6 protein-coding genes are annotated in these 18,459 nt (G+C 50.3%); 2 read left to right on the top strand and 4 right to left on the bottom strand.

Going from position 1 to position 18,459, the window contains the following annotated elements; translation table 11 throughout:
- Positions 1-37: 37 nt before the first annotated feature.
- Positions 38-2,920, top strand: coding sequence for a DUF7453 family protein (locus GmarT_RS15635; RefSeq protein WP_002643550.1), 2,883 nt, complete (start codon positions 38-40; stop codon positions 2,918-2,920).
- Positions 2,921-3,605: 685 nt separating this feature from the next.
- Here GmarT_RS15635 and GmarT_RS15630 read toward each other — a convergent pair.
- From GmarT_RS15630 to GmarT_RS15615, 4 genes are all read right to left on the bottom strand, one after another.
- Complete coding sequence (locus GmarT_RS15630) at positions 3,606-12,365, bottom strand: GH36-type glycosyl hydrolase domain-containing protein (protein ID WP_002643551.1); 8,760 nt, start codon at positions 12,363-12,365, stop codon at positions 3,606-3,608.
- Positions 12,366-12,573: 208 nt separating this feature from the next.
- Positions 12,574-13,806 carry a putative sensor domain DACNV-containing protein gene (locus GmarT_RS15625; protein ID WP_002643553.1) on the bottom strand — a complete coding sequence of 411 codons (1,233 nt, stop codon included), beginning with the start codon at positions 13,804-13,806 and terminating at the stop codon, positions 12,574-12,576.
- A gap of 94 nt (positions 13,807-13,900) precedes the next feature.
- Positions 13,901-16,558 (bottom strand): cyanophycin synthetase, encoded by a 2,658-nt coding sequence (gene cphA, locus GmarT_RS15620; RefSeq protein ID WP_002643554.1) that lies wholly within the window; start codon positions 16,556-16,558, stop codon positions 13,901-13,903.
- Entirely contained in the window at positions 16,555-17,436 is an 882-nt protein-coding gene (locus GmarT_RS15615; RefSeq protein WP_044235899.1) for an isoaspartyl peptidase/L-asparaginase, read from the bottom strand. Before GmarT_RS15615 ends, cphA begins: the two co-directional genes overlap by 4 nt.
- 37 nt (positions 17,437-17,473) lie before the next feature.
- On the opposite strand from GmarT_RS15615, the gene GmarT_RS15610 reads away from it, so the two are divergent.
- Positions 17,474-18,403, top strand: coding sequence for a cyanophycinase (locus tag GmarT_RS15610; RefSeq protein ID WP_002643557.1), 930 nt, complete (start codon positions 17,474-17,476; stop codon positions 18,401-18,403).
- Positions 18,404-18,459: the final 56 nt, after the last annotated feature.

Genomic DNA, 18,459 nt, shown 5'->3' with positions numbered 1-18,459 from the left:
CATTCGTGGTCTTCTCGCAATAAAAGAAAGAATAGCGATGCTTCCATTTCTGAACCGTTTTCTGAAATCGAATTCATTTACGCGAAACACACGCAGTAAACGTAAATTATACCAGGCAGGGAACAGCATCTCACAGGTGCAGTTGCTGGAAGAACGTCGTTTGCTGGCAGGCATGTTGACATCCGACGATGTAATTGTCCGCTCGGGTGATAACGCCCCCAATCTTGACACGGGAAACAACGATGGCAATTTCAGTAATTTCAGCGAGGAGCCGATTATCAACGAGTCCGGGCTGGTTTTATTTCAGGCAAATGTCACGGGCTCTCTCACATCAAGTAATTCGGGACTCTTCCAAGGCTCATCAGCGGGCACAATTTTAAATATTACACGGCAAAAACAACCGGTTCCGGCGATTCAAGAGGGGACGCTCTACGACGGGATCTCAGGATCCGCTTCCTTGATTCCGTTGCCTTTCAACGACAGCGGCCAGGCTGTGTTTGTTGATCGTTTCAATGGAGCCAATTATTGGGAAAACACGGGGATTTTTCTCGGCAGTAATGGCAGTGAACCGCTCTTACTGGTTCAGGAAGGCAGCGATGCTCCCGGTGCGACGAACGGAAGTACTAATGGCAAGTTTGATGATCTGGAAAATACTTATGTGACAGTGAACAATTCCGGACGAATTGCTTTCAGAACCGATTTGTATGATACCGATAATGGGAACGCAGATAATCGGGTCATTTTCAGCACGGACGCAAATGGAAACCTGATTGAGATCGTCCGGGAAGGTCAATTGATTCCCGGTTCCGCCACAAACGGCTTTACCGACTTCTATTCTACGTCGATCAACAATGCAGGACAGGTGGCGTTTTGGGGACATACTTTGAATTCTTCAGTCCCGGACGGAATCTACGTCAGTAATGGAGATGGATCACCATTGAGAGTTGTCATGCAAGAGGGAGAGGCTTTTGGTTCATTCGGTGAAAAATTGAGGTCGAACGGATTGATCAGTTCGTCTTTAATCAATGAGGCTGGGGACATTGCCTTCAGATCACACGTCGACGAGGGAGACAATGGAACGATCGTCAGAAGTGTATTTGTGGTTGCCGGGAATGGGACATTGAAAGAACTGGCACGTAATGGAGACATCCTGCCTGATAATGAAATTTATTATGACAGTGGATTAGAAGATCTAGTACTGAATAATCGCGGGGACGTTGTGTTTACCGGGAAAGATGTTTTGAATAATAAAGTCCTCTTCCGGAGTGATGACGGCAGTGGGAGGAGTGACCTGAAAACCATCGTGAAGGAAGGTCAGGCAGTACCAGACAGTGATCTGCAGATTTACAACATTCAAAAATATACCCTGAATGATGCGGGACAAGTGGCGTTTACCGCATCAATCTGGGACGGTAATGACTCCAGTACTCTGCGAGATGCATTGTTTTTTTATGATGATGTAACCGGTCTCAAGGAAATTGTTCGTACCGGAGATGCATTCGAGGGGGCCACGATTTCTCAAATCTACTTTGCAGGCAATAACGAGCACATCTTTCTGGAAAATAATGGAGATGGGATCAATAACAAGGGGGAAGTTACATTCTCCTTTAAACTCGACAACGACTTACAGTTCATCGCGATCGTTGATGCTGATCTTTCGGAAGAAATCAGTCTGCGTGTTGTGTCTACTCCCACTGTGACAGACGGAAATGGAGAAAACGTCTCGCTCCCGCAGAATCAGGACTGGATCAACGAATGGGATTCCTTCTGGGTCGAGATCTGGGTCAGCACGGCTAATTCGTCAAGTCAAGGAATTGCTGCCGTTAATTTTGATTTCAGCTACAATACTCAATATACTTCCGCGACTGCAATCGAATTCGGATCCAGTTTTACTCAAAATCAGTCGGGCATAATCGATGATGAAACCGGTCTGATTGAAACCCTTTCAGCTGAAACAACCGAGACTGATTTAGGGGTAAACGATCGTCTCTTATTCGCGAGAATTCAGTTTGACTCACTGCCCGATGATCAGGTCTCCCTGGATCTGGAAGCACAAAGTATCGGCCCGTTTGATCTAGGGTTTGAGCTGATTTCACCTCAAATCAATGTCGTTGCTGATGTTCCTGAAATCACAACTGTTAATCCGAATATCGGAGCCAGTATCTGGGCGAATCCTTTTGATTTGAACGATGACGACAAGATTGATTATCGCGATCTGATACAACAGATCAGCATGTATAATACTCGTCCCAGTGAATCGAATTCCGAGTACGCCTGGTTTGCCGATTATGATCAGAACGACAGGATTGACTACCGTGATTTGGTTGCACTGGTAAAGAATTACGGTAAATCAAAAAACAATCAGTCAGTTATAAATTATCCCAACAATTATCCGGATGCCTGGAATCACAGGTTGCTGGTAACGTCCACTCAGCAGTCGCAGCAGAGTGAAGACTATTTATCACAAACCGCGGCGGAGCATATGCTGGAAACAGCGAAGAATCACCTGACTCCTCACCTCGACGCCAGCGAACAATCAAAACTTGTCCAGGTTCAGGTACAGATTAAAGATTTAGCAGGGGATACCCTGGGGTTGGCATCTGCTAACACTGTTATTATCGATCAAAGTGCCGCAGGTTATGGCTGGTTTGTCGATAAGACTCCTCTGGATCATAGCGATTATGCATTTGATAGTCGCTTAACATTGATCGCTTTGTCGGGGAGTGAGGCCGAAGGTAAGATTGACCTCTACACAGTCATTTACCATGAACTGGGACATCTTCTTGGATACGAACATGATGAAACAGGAATGATGGAAGCGACACTAGATCCGGGAGTGAGAAAGCTGACTGACTGGGTTGATGAGACTGACCATTTTTTCGCTTCCCTGAAAGATGAAACAGAACTGCTTTCTTTTTGAGGTCCTGGAAGAGAATTGTTGAGACAGCAATCAATATCAGTAATAAGACTGATATCAGCCAGACATCGGACAGTCTCTCAGGAGCGATTTAATCGTCGGATCTATGAGAAGGGGCCGTTTGCAGTTCAGGAGGCGGGAGCAGCGTTTCCGGGCGGATTAGAGCATCGTACTATGCAAGAAAAAAATCACAGAATATCGGACCAGAAGGCTATTTCATAAGTCCTAGATATAAAACGACATAAAAGTCGGGATGACAAGATTTGAACTTGCGACCTCTGCGTCCCGAATACGCTGATTCAAAATTAAGTTGTTATATGGTAGGGGTTTGCGAAGATGGCTGGTCCGTTGTTACAATAAAAACTACAGAATAACGAATAATAAAACGGACGTCAAACTCGTCCCGTAATCTCATACATTTTTGCAGAATTACGATTGATCCTTTGACTCTAGCCTTGGCAGTCGGCAGTACGTCTAATCAATGGTTCTGCTAACTTGTTCAGGAGCTGGTTCTTCAATCATCTCATAGTGGATCTTTAATTACTTTAATCGTGAGAGTTTCATAAAACGAAATAGCGGGTATGCCAGACAAGTACCCGATAATCTGTTGTAAATATTTGATTGTGCTATTGGAAGCTGATCCCGGCTTCAGTCGTTTACCAGCGTCTTCTAACAGATTTCTACAGTTTCACTCATAGTTCGAATGTTCCTTCGGTCTCATGTTGATTTCGACTTCATGATCCTGAAGGTCGTCCACGAGAGTTATAATATTGTCTGATAACTCCTCGCCATCCAGTGTCATGCGGCAGACTGCTGTAGCTGAGTTGCCGTTGCGGATCGTGATATGGTAGAACGTTTCGCGATAGCGATAATGAATCTTAAATTCAGTCCAATCAGCCGGAAGGCAGGGCTTCAGGCTCAACTTGTCTACATCTAGGTTCAATCCCAGTAGCGATTCTACAATCAGTCGGTACATCCAGCCGGCTGAACCGGTATACCAGGTCCATCCACCTCGACCGGTGTGTGGTTTGACACCGTAGACATCAGCGGCCACGACATATGGTTCTACACGGTAGGTTGAAATCTCGTCCGGGGTAGAGCCATGCAAAACAGGATTGATCAGTGAGAACAGTTCCCAGGCACGACTGCTGTCTCCCATTGCGGCAGTCGCCATGACAGTCCAGATTGCACTGTGAGTATATTGACCGCCATTTTCACGAACGCCGGGAACGTAACCTTTAATATAGCCGGGGTTGAGGTCTGACTTGTCGAAGGGGGGATCGAGTAACTGGATCAGGCGGTCATCGCTTCGCACGAGGCGGCGATTCACACTTTCCATAGCGACACTGGTTCGATTTTCTGGACCGGCACCAGAGAGAATCGACCAGCTCTGTGCGATGGCATCGATCTGGCATTCTTCATTCGTAGCTGAGCCTAGTGGCGTGCCATCATCAAAGTAGGCGCGGCGATACCATTCTCCATCCCAGCCATGCTCTTCGATATTTCCACGGAGTCGTCCCGCTTCCAGTGTGTAGCGATCAGAGATCACTTCATCGCCTTGTCTCAATGCCAGCTCGGCAAACTGAGTGAGCACATGAAACAGAAAGAACCCGAGCCACACGCTCTCCCCGCGCCCCTCTGCGCCGACAAGATTCATGCCGTCATTCCAGTCGCCACAGCCCATCAATGGCAGACCATGCTCACCAAACCTCAGTCCGTTATCGATGGCTCGAATACCATGTTCAAAGAGTGTGCCAACTTCGTCTGAGATTTGCGGCAAATCGTAATTGGATTCTTCATCATCGCGCAGTGGGCGCGATGTGAGGAAAGGCACATTTTCGTCGAGGATGCCTGTGTCTCCGGTGATTCCGACATAACGGCAGATCGCGAGAGGCAGCCACAGATAATCATCGGAGAAATGTGTCCTTACGCCGCGGCCGACTGGGGGATGCCACCAGTGTTGTACATCTCCTTCGCGGAACTGATGCGCTGCGGCGCGGAGCAGGTGCTCTCGTAGTATCTGCGGCTGAGCATAGACCAGGGCCATCGCATCCTGCAGTTGATCGCGGAATCCAAAGGCGCCACCCGACTGATAAAATCCGGAGCGAGCCCACATGCGGCAGGCCAGGGTCTGATAGACAAGCCAGCCGTTGGCCAGAAAATTCACCGACGCATCAGGCGTTTCCAGATGAATGACTCCCAGAGTTCGACTCCAGTAATCCCAGACGCCTTCAATCGCGCGATGCGCACTTTCAACCGTGCGATACTGCTGTGCCAGCGCTTTCGCTTCTGCAACTCCGCCAGCAGCGCCACTGGTGAAAGTAATGATTCGCTCCTGTCCGTCTGCTAACTGCAAGGGAACCTGGATCGCTGCACAGGGATCATGGCCTGCGCCGACGCGACCGGAGAGTCGCACACGTCGCAAGGCGGACGGATTGTCGAATTTGCCATTACGTCCTAAAAACTCGGTACGGTCGCCCGTCACAGAACGGTTGGTTTCACTGCAATTGAAAAAGGCGACACGGTCCCCAAACTCGGGACTATAGACGTTACGAGCCAGGATCGCGTCACTCGCTGGATCGATTTCCGTCACAATGTGCATTGCAGATTTGCTGCTTGAATCGCCTAGTACCAGCCCCCAGTAACTGGAGATGGACAGTTCGCGAGGACGTCCTGAGCGGTTCGTGATTTTCAGCTTACAGAATTTGACCGGCGCATCTGTCGCCACGTAGACACTCAGTTCTGTTGTCAGACCGTCTTCCGTGTAATCAAAAATACTATAGCCGAACCCATGTCGGATGATGTATGTGTTTTGTCCCCGTTTCGGTAGCGGGGAGGGAGACCAGAACAGTCCGGTTTCGTCATCCCGTATGTAAATTGCTTCGCCGCTGATATCGGAGACAGGATCGTTATGCCACGGGGTCAGTCGGTATTCATGGCTGTTTTCCGCCCAGGTGTAAGCGCTGCCCCCTTCCGAAACCACAGTACCAAGCTGCGAGTTGGCAATCACATTCACCCACGGCGCGGGTGTTGTCTTGCCAGTGGCCAGAATGGTGATGTATTCGTGGCCATCCTGACTGAAGCCCCCCAGTCCGTTGAAAAATGCCAGATCATATTGAGGAGGATTATCGACGAGAGGTTGCGTCTTCAGAACACGACTCGGAATCAGATACGGGACTGCAACATCCGTTCGCCCGAATCGCTCCGCCTGTTCCTGTAATGTTCCGGCATCATCTAATAAGACAATACGTGCCACAGTCTGCAGTAAGATACGGTCTTCTTCAGACATCTGTTCGCCACGACGTATAAAGATACCGCCGGGCCGGTCGATGAGTACTGCTTCCGAACTGGCAGCAACCAGATCAGCGATCTCATCCTGCAATGACTGTCGATACACCGAATCGTCTTCGTTCCAGATGACCAGATCGACGGCGAGCCCTTTCAAACGCCAGTAGGCATGTGCCTGCACGGCCTGCTTAACGAGACCAATTCGTTCATGGTCGCGAATTCGAACCAGTACGATAGGGAGATCTCCCGAGATACCGTAGCCCCACAGCCCCGATTGTCCCTGTCGATTGAGGCTGAGAATGCTCGTTTTGGCACGCCTGAGAGACGATGCATAAATGATTGAACTGGCCAGTCGGCCATAAATCTGCGCATCCATTTCAGAAGCACTTAATTGCTGCAGCAGAATATGACCGTGGGTCCAGGCAAGATCAAACACACGATCAGCCAGACTGTGATCGCTGTATTTTTCAGACAACGCTTCGACGCCAGCCCGTGACTCTGAGACTCCCGTTACGATATCAATGCTAACCGCTTCGTTAGGTAGTAGCAGTACTGTCTGGCGAATACTGACAACAGGATCGAGTACCGGCCCGGCAGAGTTGGAAAGTGGAGCAATACGATCGAAAACAACAGGCGCTACAAGCGTCCGCTGGCGGCCGATGAACTGCATGCGGTCTGTTTCGTAAGACGGCTCCCCCACTGTGACTCCCCTGACGGTCATCATGTGTGTCATCCATGGCGGATGTTCTTCGGTAGAGCGGGGACGACGGGTACAGTAAATTGCCTTGTGATTGGGGACCAGTTCCGTCTGGACAAACAGATTGCTGAAGGCGGGATGTGCCTCATCCTGAGGTTGTACTGCTAACACGACTTCAGCATAACTGGTCACTTCAATCCTGCGTGACGATTCGGATCGATTTGTCAGAGTGACACGACGCAGTTCGATGTCATCTTCCGGGGAGACACTGATTTGAGTATACGTTTCAATGCCCGCATCAGAACGGCGGAACTCGGCCCGTGCCTGTGTGAAGATTGCTTCGTAGCCTCTGGTGGGGCTGGTGGTCGGCTGCCAGGCATTCGACCACATGATTCTGCTGTCTACATCGCGCAGATAACAGAAGCTGCCATAGTTATCTCGAGTTGCATCTTCACGCCAGCGTGTGACAGCCAGATCGTGCCATCTGCTGTAGCCTCCTCCCGCACTCGTTACAACAACATGATATCTGCCGTTCGAGAGAAGATGGGCTTCCACTACGGGACTGTCAGGATTGGTAATCACACGCATGCTGCCCGTTTCTTCTGGTGATGCAAGGTGTGTGGCTCGTGTTTCGCTTTCGTGCGGGAGAACCGGCGCTGTGGCTCTGGGAACGCGTTCCTGTAAGAGCAGTTCCGCTGCCCGCAGCATGGGATCAGCCAGAAAGCGGCGCTGCATCGGTTTATCAAGCAGAACATATGCCAGTGAGAGCAGGCTCATCCCTTCATGGTGTGCCATGAACTGTTTCACTGTTACACTTTCCGCACCAGGTGGCAATCGTGAAGGTGTGTAGTCGACTGCCTCATAGAAGCCACAGGCCCCCAGTTGACCATCTGCTGCCAGATGCTGGAGATTCTCACAGGCAGCCTGCGGTTCGACCATTAAAGCCAGCACGCTTGCATACGGAGCAATGACCAGGTCTTCCGCCAGTCCCCGTTTCAGTCCCAGGCCGGGTACGCCGAATGCTCGATACTGATACGTCCGGTGTTGGTCTAACGTATTATAACCTGACTCAGAAATTCCCCATGGAACTCGATATTGCCGTCCGTATTCGATTTGTCTGCGAACAGCTGCGTGATAAGTACGATCGAGCAGCGTATTCTCGTAATTGGGCATCACCAGCAGAGGCATCAAATATTCAAACATGGAGCCACTCCAGCTCAACAATGCCGGCAGGCTTCCTGCGCTGGTCAGCAGACGTCCCAATGCGAACCAGTGCTCCTGGCCGAATTGTCCCTGTGCAATGACGATATAGCTGGCCAGACGCGCTTCTGAGGCGAGCAGGTCATAGTAACCGGCATCAAGTCGCCGCTCGCTGACGTTATATCCAATCGCAAACAAATCTCGGGATGAGTCATACAATAACCCGAAGTCCATGTCTGCTAATTCGCGACACTGTAAAGCCAATTCTTCAAACGTTCTGATTCTGGCGGCCGCACGGTCTGCGGCAATACCTATTGAGGCACCTAACTGCACCAGCCATTCAGAGGTTTCAGTATTTGCGACCTGTTTTGCTTCCTGGATCAGTGGCAGCAAGGTCGTTTGCAGCTTTGCGACATCTCGCAATCCTGTTGCGGTATCTAACTGTTTGAGAGCGGATGCCAACTGCTTCAATTCCGAAGCGTCTTCCCAAATATCGGGAGATTTGGGGAGAGTGAGCCAGACTGCCAGGTGCAGCAGGTCGGCCCGATGTTCCTGACAGGATCGCTCATAAGCGAGTACCCACCACATGAGTTCCGGATCCGAGTCTGCTAATGTAATGAACTCAGCAGCTTCTACTGTCATTTGCGCCAGCAGGACATTCGCAGCCTGCAGAGAATCAGGAGCGCGATTCAGCACTTCGATCTGTCGTTCAATTCTGCGACGAAAGTCAGCGTCTATCGACATTCCGTCAAAACTCAGAATCACATCCAGCAGAACCCGCAGCGTATCGCGCAAGCCTGCAAACATGCGTCTGGGCATGAGGTTCGCTTCGCTCAGTTCTCTAATGCCGCTACTGAGAACCAGCAGATTGGCAGCTAAATTACCACTGTCAACCATAGAAACATATTGGGGATGCAATGGATGAAGGGTGCGAGTGTCATACCAGTTGAAGAAGTGTCCACGATGGCGTTCCATCCTGTCGAGTGTCTTAAAGGTCTTTCGAGTTCGATTAAGGAACTGAGAGGCAGAGCAGTAGCCGAAATCGTAAGCCGCCAGTTCGGAGAGCAACGCCATGCCTATGTTCGTAGGGCTGGTACGTGTCGCTATCTCCAGATTGGGGTTCTGCTGAATATTGTCTGGTGGCAGCCAGTTCTCTTCTTCGGTGACATACTCTTCGAAGTACCGCCAGGTTTTTCTTGATAATTTTTCCAGAAAATGATGTTCTAATTCGGAAAACTGAATCCCACGTCTAGTAATCGGCCGGCTGAGTGACCAGGCAATTAATGGTGAAACAAACCAGATCACAAGCCAGGGCAGTGCCCAGAAGAATATCTCTGATTCACTGGAATAGAGTATTAATGCTAGAAGGATGGCTGACGCGGGAGCGATCATCATCTGGTAAATGGTACTACTCAAACTACCATCGCTTCCCCGTTCCGAATCGCTGGCTGTTTTCCATTCGAGGAGTCGTCGCTTTGTCCAGAACATACGCACCAGAGTGCGAATAATTGCGTCGCAGCAGATATACGTTTCATAAGGTAAAAAGACGAAAGACAGGACGTTCTGCGCCAACGGTCGTCCCGTTGCCTGCAGAGTCTCGCGTACATGCAGGCGCGAAGGTAAATCGACCGGCTTCTGAAACAGGTTGGTCAGTGTATCCAGAATTGTGGGCAGAAATACAATACAGGTTAAAAACAGCAATGATACTGCAGCCAGGTCTGGCACCAGGAGCCACGAGACGAGCAATATGCTCAACATGGCCAGCGAAATCAGGCTGCGACGCAGGTTGTCAAAGATCTTCCACCAGGAAAGGGCAGAAATCGGATTCCGCATCGACTTCCCAGCACGATTTCGAACCCAGGGGAACAACCAGCCAGCGATCTGCCAGTCTCCCCGAATCCAGCGATGTCGGCGTCCGATATCTGCCAGGTAACGCGATGGATATTCTTCATACAAAGTCACGTCGCTGACCAGAGCGGAACGACAATAGGCTCCTTCAATCAGGTCATGACTCAGAATCGTATTTTCAGGAAAGTTATTGCAGGACATTTCAAAGGAATCGACATCATAAATTCCTTTGCCAATAAATGATCCCTCACCGAATAAATCCTGGTATACATCTGAAACAACCCGCGTGTAAGGATCGATTCCGGGGGCGCCTGCATACAACTGCACGAAATGTGATTGCTGTGCACTATTCAGACTGACCGCAACCCGCGGTTGAAGGATCGTGTGTCCTTCGACGACGCGCGATTTGCGTGTATCAAAAACAGGATGATTCAAACGATGTGCCAGTGTGCCTACCATCAATCGGGCTGCATCCCGCGGTAATTGTGTATCAGTATCGAGTGTGATGACATACTTTACTGATTGTAGAATTTCGAGTTCGCCGACGAGTTCAGTAAACAGGCCTTGTTTACCGCGCAGTGTCGCATTCAGGTCAGCCAGTTTACCACGTTTGCGTTCGTGCCCCATCCAGACACCTTCTTGCGCATTCCATTCTCGAGAACGGTGAAAGAGATAGAATCTATCAGAGCGATCAGAGGCATATCTCTGATTCAGGAGTTGGATGCCATCACGGATCAGACTCACGAGGTGCGCATCAGCTGGTAACACCTCAGCGTCGGCATCCACCAGGTCTGTGACCAGAGCAAAATGTAAATTGGAATCACGATTGGCAAGATACCGTATTTCCATGCCCTCCAATAGATGCTCAATACCAGCAGCACTTGTCAGCATCGTGGGTACTGCCACCAGTGTGCGATGCTCAGGCGGGATTCCCTGTTCGTAATTCATGCGTGGCAACGATTGGGGTCGAAACAGTTGCATCGAAAACCAGTTGACAATCCCCATTCCCAAATGCGAGGCACAAATCAGAACCGGGATCGCCAGTAGCGCGAGCCCCTGCCAGCTTACACGGGAATGGTGGGCCGCAGCGAAGAAGAGTAAGGTTGCAGCAAGTGTGAAGAACGTCATTGTGGACAGGTAACAGGTCAGGGGAAACCGCCGACGTAGCTTGTCCAGCATAACGGCGGGCGTCAGTCGCATTTCGACTAAACACTCTAATACCGGGCGACCATGACCGATCAAATAATATCCTACATGAGCAGCACGGTCTTCTGGTTTATCACTCGCATGATTCTCGGCCAGTTGAACCGCTTTGAGGGCGACATCATACTCGGTAAACTTGCTACGTCGGGCAATGCCTTCAACGGCTCGTCGATAACGATTTCGTGTCGCGAAATCCATCTGTGCATAGATGTGTGAAGGGTCCCCCGTCAGTGTTCGTTCTACCAGACTATGCTTTTCAATAAAAAGGCGCCAGTCGTTGGAATTCAAAAAACGCAGGCTGTTGATACTGTTTCCTATCGAAACCTGATCGACTGCCTGGGCCTGGCCTTCCGTTTGCACCACTTGTTCGATCGTTAATACCTGGTCAGCCAGGCGATGTTCGAGCCAACTGTTCGCAAAAGCAAAGTTTGGATTCTGGCCTTGGAGATGGCGAGTCAGCTCTGCCAGAAAGGCACCTGAGAGGTGAGGGTTGGTTCGAGCCATATCTGCCAGAACCAGAATCAGGTCTGTCGGTTTCTGTTCGACCACCTTTACCATGCGGTCTGCCCAGTCGTTAGCCAGGTCACGGTCGCGCCGCGCAGTAGCAATTCTCACAGCAACGCGGCGCAGATTTTCGATCAGGGCCAGTCGCAGCATTAATGGTAATGCCCATAATTCGCCCAGTTTCAGCGTCTGGACTGACTCATAAGAGGCAATGAAGCTGTCCAGACTGTGGGCATCAATCCGACCATCAATGTGAGCAATCAGTTCGAGCGCGATGTCATAAACGCGCGGATAGCTGGCAGCGGAGCCATTCGCCAGACGTGGCAGTTCCCGGCTGTAAGAGGGCGGTAACAGCCGTCGGATGGCACGAATCTGTTCTTCCACCAGATAGAAATTGTCCAGCAGCCATTCTGCCGCTGGTTCGATGCGGCGATTCAGATCTTCTGCCGCTGCCACCAGATCGTACGTTTCATTTAAGATACGCTGGTTTTCATCGAGCCGTGGTAATAGTTCATCTCGTGACTGGCCTGATGCCAGTTTATGGGACGCAGCGATGAGCTTTGCGTGTCGTTCGAGCTGATCAATACTAAAGAGTTCAGCGCGAAGTGGCGCTTCATCGATGGGCCTGACAAGCGAAGGTTCCTGATGGCGAAACTGTCGGAAAGAAATCAGACGGTACAGTTTTTGCCAGATATCTGGAACATACATTAAGCCTCCTAGAGCCCAACTCCATCTCCTGGAGAAAGGGGTGTTGTATCAATTATAGAACGCACCAAGGTAATTAGCAATCAGCTGTGATTTCTTCCTGTGAAGGCTTCTCTCGGAACTGGGAGTAATTACTTCTTTAAAAGTATCCCCCATTTCGGGGGCGACATTCTGTCGGATTTCATGAGTCCCTTGTTTTGTGAACATGAATTTAATTAAGAATGCCATCCCAGAAATAGAGCTGGCTTTGCTCTGCTTTAACCGCTTTCACTTCTCCATCCTGCGACACGATTAATCCAATTGCCCCTTCCGATTTATGACAGAATGAAAAGACAGACTGATGTCGCAATCCCCATTGATCGCATAGATATTTACGGCCGGAAGAAGCATCTTCCACTTGCGAACCTGGCGGCAGTAAAACGGGAAACCGTACTCCAAACCCCTGGATTCGCAGGTGATCATCCAGCAGGACGGCACCATCGACGGCCGCCAGCAGACTGATCTGACTGATCCCGCGAATTAACTGCTGACTTCCCCGGCGGAGGTCAAGTTCTGCCTGTCTCTTTTCTGACTCGGCTGATGGATCTGGATTTTCATTCGCCTGACGTAACCTATCATCGAGAATTTTATACGTCACAATTTTCTCAAACAGTCCCGAATGATCAGAAACGGTATATGTAATATGGGCATGTTGTTTTTGAACTGGCAGCGGAGTGATCACAATGCTCCCCCCGTGTCTTCTTAAGTTGATACGCTCCAGTATGGCGAGAAGGGAGGTTGTATAGATATTTAACAGGGAATGTATTTCCTCTTCTTCAAGCGAACTTTTTACCAGATTTCGGTAGAGACCTGAGGAGACGAGTCCTGCGATCACCTGACGAAAGAAAATTCCCAATGGATTTGTGCCGGTCTGGAACAGATTCTCCTGGGGAAAGATCACGCGGCCATCCCGTAATCGAACCAGGCCAGATCGTCCCTGAGAAACCATCAGTGTTCCGGGACCTTCAATTGTGATCATCAGGCAGTCGGGAGGGTAATCTTCAGGTTGCATGGGGGCTGCGGGAGGATCACCGGCAGAATGTTGTACCCAGGCATGACCATGTTCAAAGAATCCCCAGATGGATAGCCAGTCTTCCCGCTGGTAACAACCAATGACGGTCTGGCGGTGTTGTGTCACCGGAGACAGTCGGACAAGTTCAGTATCGGTCAATACCACAGGTTCTGTCAGTTGCAAAGCCTCTTTCGGAATTGCTTCTAAAGAAGCATATGCTACAACACAATGGACTAATCGCTGTTCGCTTGTGCGAAATGAAGCGTGGTAGCAGGTCTCCAGTAAACGTTGAAGTATCTGATCTTCGGGCAACTCAAACTGCGGATCAGAAACATTCTGCCAGCGTGTTTTAATCGCCTCCAGCAAATCTTTTGGAAAAGCATATTCAATCATGAAACCTCTCTCTGGACCTGCCTGACCGTCAGCATCACAACAGTTACCTGTCCCTGACTGGGAAAGCCGTAACAGGATAGATCGACACTGATCTTCACTTTGGTATTTTGAGCGATTCGCTTTGAGAAGAAAGCTTCACCTCTGATCGAGGAACATTGTTCTTAAAGTGTTGCATGACATGTTTCAGCATCGGTGCCACTTCATCGACTTGAACCATGATGAGATCTCCCGGTTGCACTATGGAAAATGCACGATCGATGGCCTTTAGTGGATCGATGATGATCTCAATCTCCATTTCGGAAAAGCCGGTTTCCAGCGCGCCAGACTTGACCAGTTCAGGCGTTTCTCCCAAAACCCGATTTCGTGGATCGATGTCCGCCAGAATGATGTGATCGTAAACAGAAGCTAATGCAGCGCCAAATTCCCTGATGTTGTCATCTGTTCGATTCCCAGTACCATGCGCAATTACGATTTTGCGACCATTGCTGATTTTCGGTAACGCTGTGCCGAGGGCATTAATCGCTGGCACGTTATGTCCGTAGTCGAGAATGACCTTGAACGTCACAAAGTCAATAATGTTCATTCTGCCCGGATTCTGAGTGGCACTCGGGTGGAAAGTACTCATTCCATTTCGAATCGTATTGACGGCCATTCCTAAACCATGCAGTGCTGCTACCGCCGCCAGGACATTTGCCGTATTAAACGTGACGATTCCACGCAGTGTTATGGGAGCATCAAGAATCGAAAGTACCCGGACCGGCGGTCCATTGGAACGAATGATGACATCATCACCTTCCAGCACGACTGCAGTTCCCCCCTCTGTCAGGTGTTGAGTGACTGTTACATTCTCTGAGTCGAGAGAAAAATAGATCACTGCACCACCTGCCCGATCCTTGAGACCAACAACGACTGCATCATCTGCATTGAGAATTGAAAATCCTGATGGTCTGACGACTTCAATCACCGTCGATTTGACCAGCGCCAGATCGTCCAGATCTTCCACACCGTCTGTGCCGATGTGATCTTCATCGACATTCAGCAGAATCCCGATATGACAGTCTTCAAAACCGAGACCGCGACGGATAATGCCACCCCGGGCGACTTCTAAAACAGCATGGTCGACGGTCGGTTCACGGAGAACCACACGCGCTCCTTCCGGTCCACTGTAATCTCCGGCAGTAATCGTGACACCATCAATCTCGATCCCCGTTGTTCCCGCCAGTCCCACGTTCTTCCCGCTGTACTTTAAAGCATGTGCAATCAGTTTTGAGGTGGTCGTCTTCCCGTTTGTACCTGTGACGGCAATGATCGGGACATCAAAATTAACCGTTGAAGGAAACAGCATCTCCACAAATGGTCTGGCCACGTTGCGTGCTTTTCCCTCAGTCGGATCCAGATGCATTCGGAATCCCGGGGCTGCATTGACTTCAACAACTCCTGCAGATTCTGATTTTAAAGGCTGCTGCAGACTGGGGGCCACGATATCAATGCCGATACAGTCCATGCCGATGAGTCGGGCGATTCGTTCGCACATTAAACGGACATCCTGATGCACTTCATCAGTCACATCGCGCGCCGTCCCGCCAGTACTCAGATTGGCCGTCGATTTGAGATACAGTTTCTCATTTTCAGGTAACACGGTATCGACCGTAAACCCCTTCAATGACAGCAATCTCAGGGTCATCGTATCGACAGTGATTGTTGTCAAAACGCGTTCATGACCAATTCCCCGGCGCGGATCAGCATTTGTCATCTCAATCAACTGGCCGATCGACGAAGTCCCGTCACCGACCACGTGGGCCGGTTCTCGAAGCGCTGCTGCCACCAGTTTCCCGTTGATAACAAGCACCCGAAAATCGAAGCCAGTCAGACTTTGTTCTACAATTACAGATTCACAAACCGTCCACGCAGACATGAAAGCGGTCTCGAGTTCCTTCACATTGCAGACCTGAGCCGTAATTCCTCTGCCATGGTTTCCGACTTCCGGCTTAATCGCGACCGGATACCCGATGCGTTCTGCTGCCTGCTTTATTTCGCTGAGAGAAGAGACGAGTACTCCTTCAGGCGCTGGGATTCCTGCCTGGCGAAGCAGCAGTTTCGTCCTGAATTTTTCATCAGCAATTTCTACACCCAGTGCACTGGTTTGGTCTGTTAACGTTGCCTGAATGTGACGTTGTTTAATCCCGTATCCCAGCTGAATATGACTGTCTGCATTCAAGCGTTGTGCCGGTATCCGGCGGCGTTTTGCTTCTTCCACGATGCTGTGGGTAGAAGGGCCCAGCATGTCATTCTCGCGCAATTCCTTAAGCTCTGCAATGAGTGTCTCGATTTCAAAGGGGCGATTACAGGCGACTGACTCCACCAGCGCTACGGCTGCCTGACCTGCCCGGAGACCCGCTGATTCCACCCGATACCGATAGACGACCTTATAGATTCCTTTTGTGTCTGTATCAAAGGTTTTTCCAAACCCGACCTCCATACCAGCCAGGCACTGTGCTTCCAGGGCAATATGTTCAACGATGTGGCCCGCCCAGGTTCCCCGCTGCAGTCGCTGCTGGAAACCGCCGGGTTCACCCACAGAACATTGATGGTTATATAACGAAGGAATCAGCTGTATCAGACGCTCCGGAAAACCAGGTATGGTATCCGAAGGCTGCTCTTCATATTCTTCGATATCAAGCAGCATGAAGATCGTCGGGTAGCGGCTGTAGCGGTTGGGGCCCCTGAGGGCACGTTGTTCCAGAATTTTCATGCGGGTTCCTGTGCGCTTTGTCCGTGCCAGGCCATACGATGGCGCGCACCACCCGCAAAGTCTGTTTGATTGACTACAATAATTCCTATGTCGACGCTGTCAGCAAGTTCATTCAAAGCCCAGTCGACCGTTTGTGCGGGGCTCAGACCTTTTTCAAGTTCCAGGTAAGCCCGGTAAGCCAGTAATGATCTGGCGATGTATTCTCCGTCACCGGTGGTCGCAATGGCACCTGCTTTGCTTGCGTAGAGTCCACAACCGGGCAGAGGCACATCACCTACGCGTCCCCGTAGTACAATGGTGGTCCCGCCCGAGCTCAATGCACTCGCAAACGTCTGACCGTCCCAGGCGACACTGCCTACCGTGTCAGTCCCCAGAGCTTCTCGAAAGGGGGTTTCAAAGTTCCAGGCCCGTTCCAGATCAGCCCGCGACCAGTCGCCCATCTGTTCAGAGACAGAGAGGATCTTTTGCAGGCGGCTCTTCGCGCCGGCAGTGGTAGGATCGTAATCCTCGTAACCACATTGCCGGGCATATGTTGTTGCGCCATCACCCACCAGCAGGATATGTGGAGTTTCAAGCAGACATCGGGCGACGGCGACCGGGTTTTTCACACGCTCTATCGCTGCGACCGCTGCAAAATCCCCCGCACTCGTCATGCAGGAGGCATCCATCTGGATCGTCGTACCGTCAAAACGAAGATTCGAACCGGTTCCCGCGTTAAAGCGTTCGTCATCTTCTAAAATCTGTGTCGCAGCAATCACCGCATCCAGGGCACTTTTGTCTTGGGACATCAGTTCAAAACCGGAGTGGCAGGCATTCCGTGGCCCATCTTGAAAAGCTGGGTTTGATGATGATCCACCATGACAAACGATTATCGACATCCTCTGACTGTATCTTCGCAACAGGTTGCAGTACAGTGTGACAGATTCAAATCGCAATGATAAAAACATAATCAAAGTAAATCGCTTGAAGAAACGAACCTCTCATTCTGTTCTGAAACCCCGTATTCTGATTCCCATTGGCGGAAATGAAAAGAAATCAGCGGATTCAGAAATCTTTCGTGAAATGGTCGAGCTGGCGGGGGGCTCCCAGGCCCGCATCGTTGTAGTACCGACGGCGAGCGAGAATCCCAACGAACGGGCTCGCGATTACAATGTGCTCTTTTCTGCCTTCAACCCCAAAAGTATTCAGACGATTCATATCGGAGAACGAACCGACGCCGGGTCGAAAGCACTCTGTAAAATCATTCATGAAACAACCCTCTTTATGTTTGGAGGAGGCGATCAGCTGCGTCTGTCTTCACTGATTGGTGGCACGCCTCTGCATCATGCTTTACTGGAACGCTATCAGATGGGAGGCTGCGTCATCGCCGGGACTTCTGCTGGTGCCGCAGTTCTACCGGAAGTCATGATCTTCCAGAACAATCGATTTCGATTATTTCGAAAGGGGGGCATTGAAATGACCAAAGGGCTGGGACTGATCCAGGATATGATCTTCGATACTCACTTCGTACAGAGATCACGCATTTCCCGACTCGTTCATGCCATGGCCACCAACCCGGCATTACTGGGACTGGGCATCGAAGAAAATACAGGATTGATCATCGAGAACGAGCAACGGGCCCGGGTCATCGGCACCGGAACGGTGATTGTGGTCGATGGCAGCTCCATACAGATTAACCATATCGGTTATGCAGAAAACCGAGATCCCTTTGCCCTGACCAATGTGACTTATTCTGTGTTAACAGCCGGCATGGTTTATGATCTGAAGCAGAGAACTGTCATTGATCCCGGACCAACAGCGCCCCCCAAAAGTTCATTACCCAATCGCAAAAAAAACTCTACCTAATCAAAACTTGTTCGAGAAAGATATTTTGAACCTGGAAGAGACTTTATACTCAAGTC

The organism is Gimesia maris (assembly GCF_008298035.1).
GTDB classification, from domain to species: domain Bacteria; phylum Planctomycetota; class Planctomycetia; order Planctomycetales; family Planctomycetaceae; genus Gimesia; species Gimesia maris.
The sequence above is the reverse complement of the archived record's forward strand: the minus strand, read 5'-3'. Positions and strand labels throughout refer to the sequence as shown.

Excerpts from the sequence above, each read along its gene's own strand:
- cphA (WP_002643554.1), bottom strand. The coding sequence starts at position 16,558 with ATGAAAATTCTGGAACAACGTGCCCTCAGGGGCCCCAACCGCTACAGC.
- GmarT_RS15630 (WP_002643551.1), bottom strand. The coding sequence starts at position 12,365 with ATGTATGTTCCAGATATCTGGCAAAAACTGTACCGTCTGATTTCTTTC.
- GmarT_RS15615 (WP_044235899.1), bottom strand. The coding sequence starts at position 17,436 with ATGTCGATAATCGTTTGTCATGGTGGATCATCATCAAACCCAGCTTTT.
- GmarT_RS15635 (WP_002643550.1), top strand. The coding sequence starts at position 38 with ATGCTTCCATTTCTGAACCGTTTTCTGAAATCGAATTCATTTACGCGA.
- GmarT_RS15625 (WP_002643553.1), bottom strand. The coding sequence starts at position 13,806 with ATGATTGAATATGCTTTTCCAAAAGATTTGCTGGAGGCGATTAAAACA.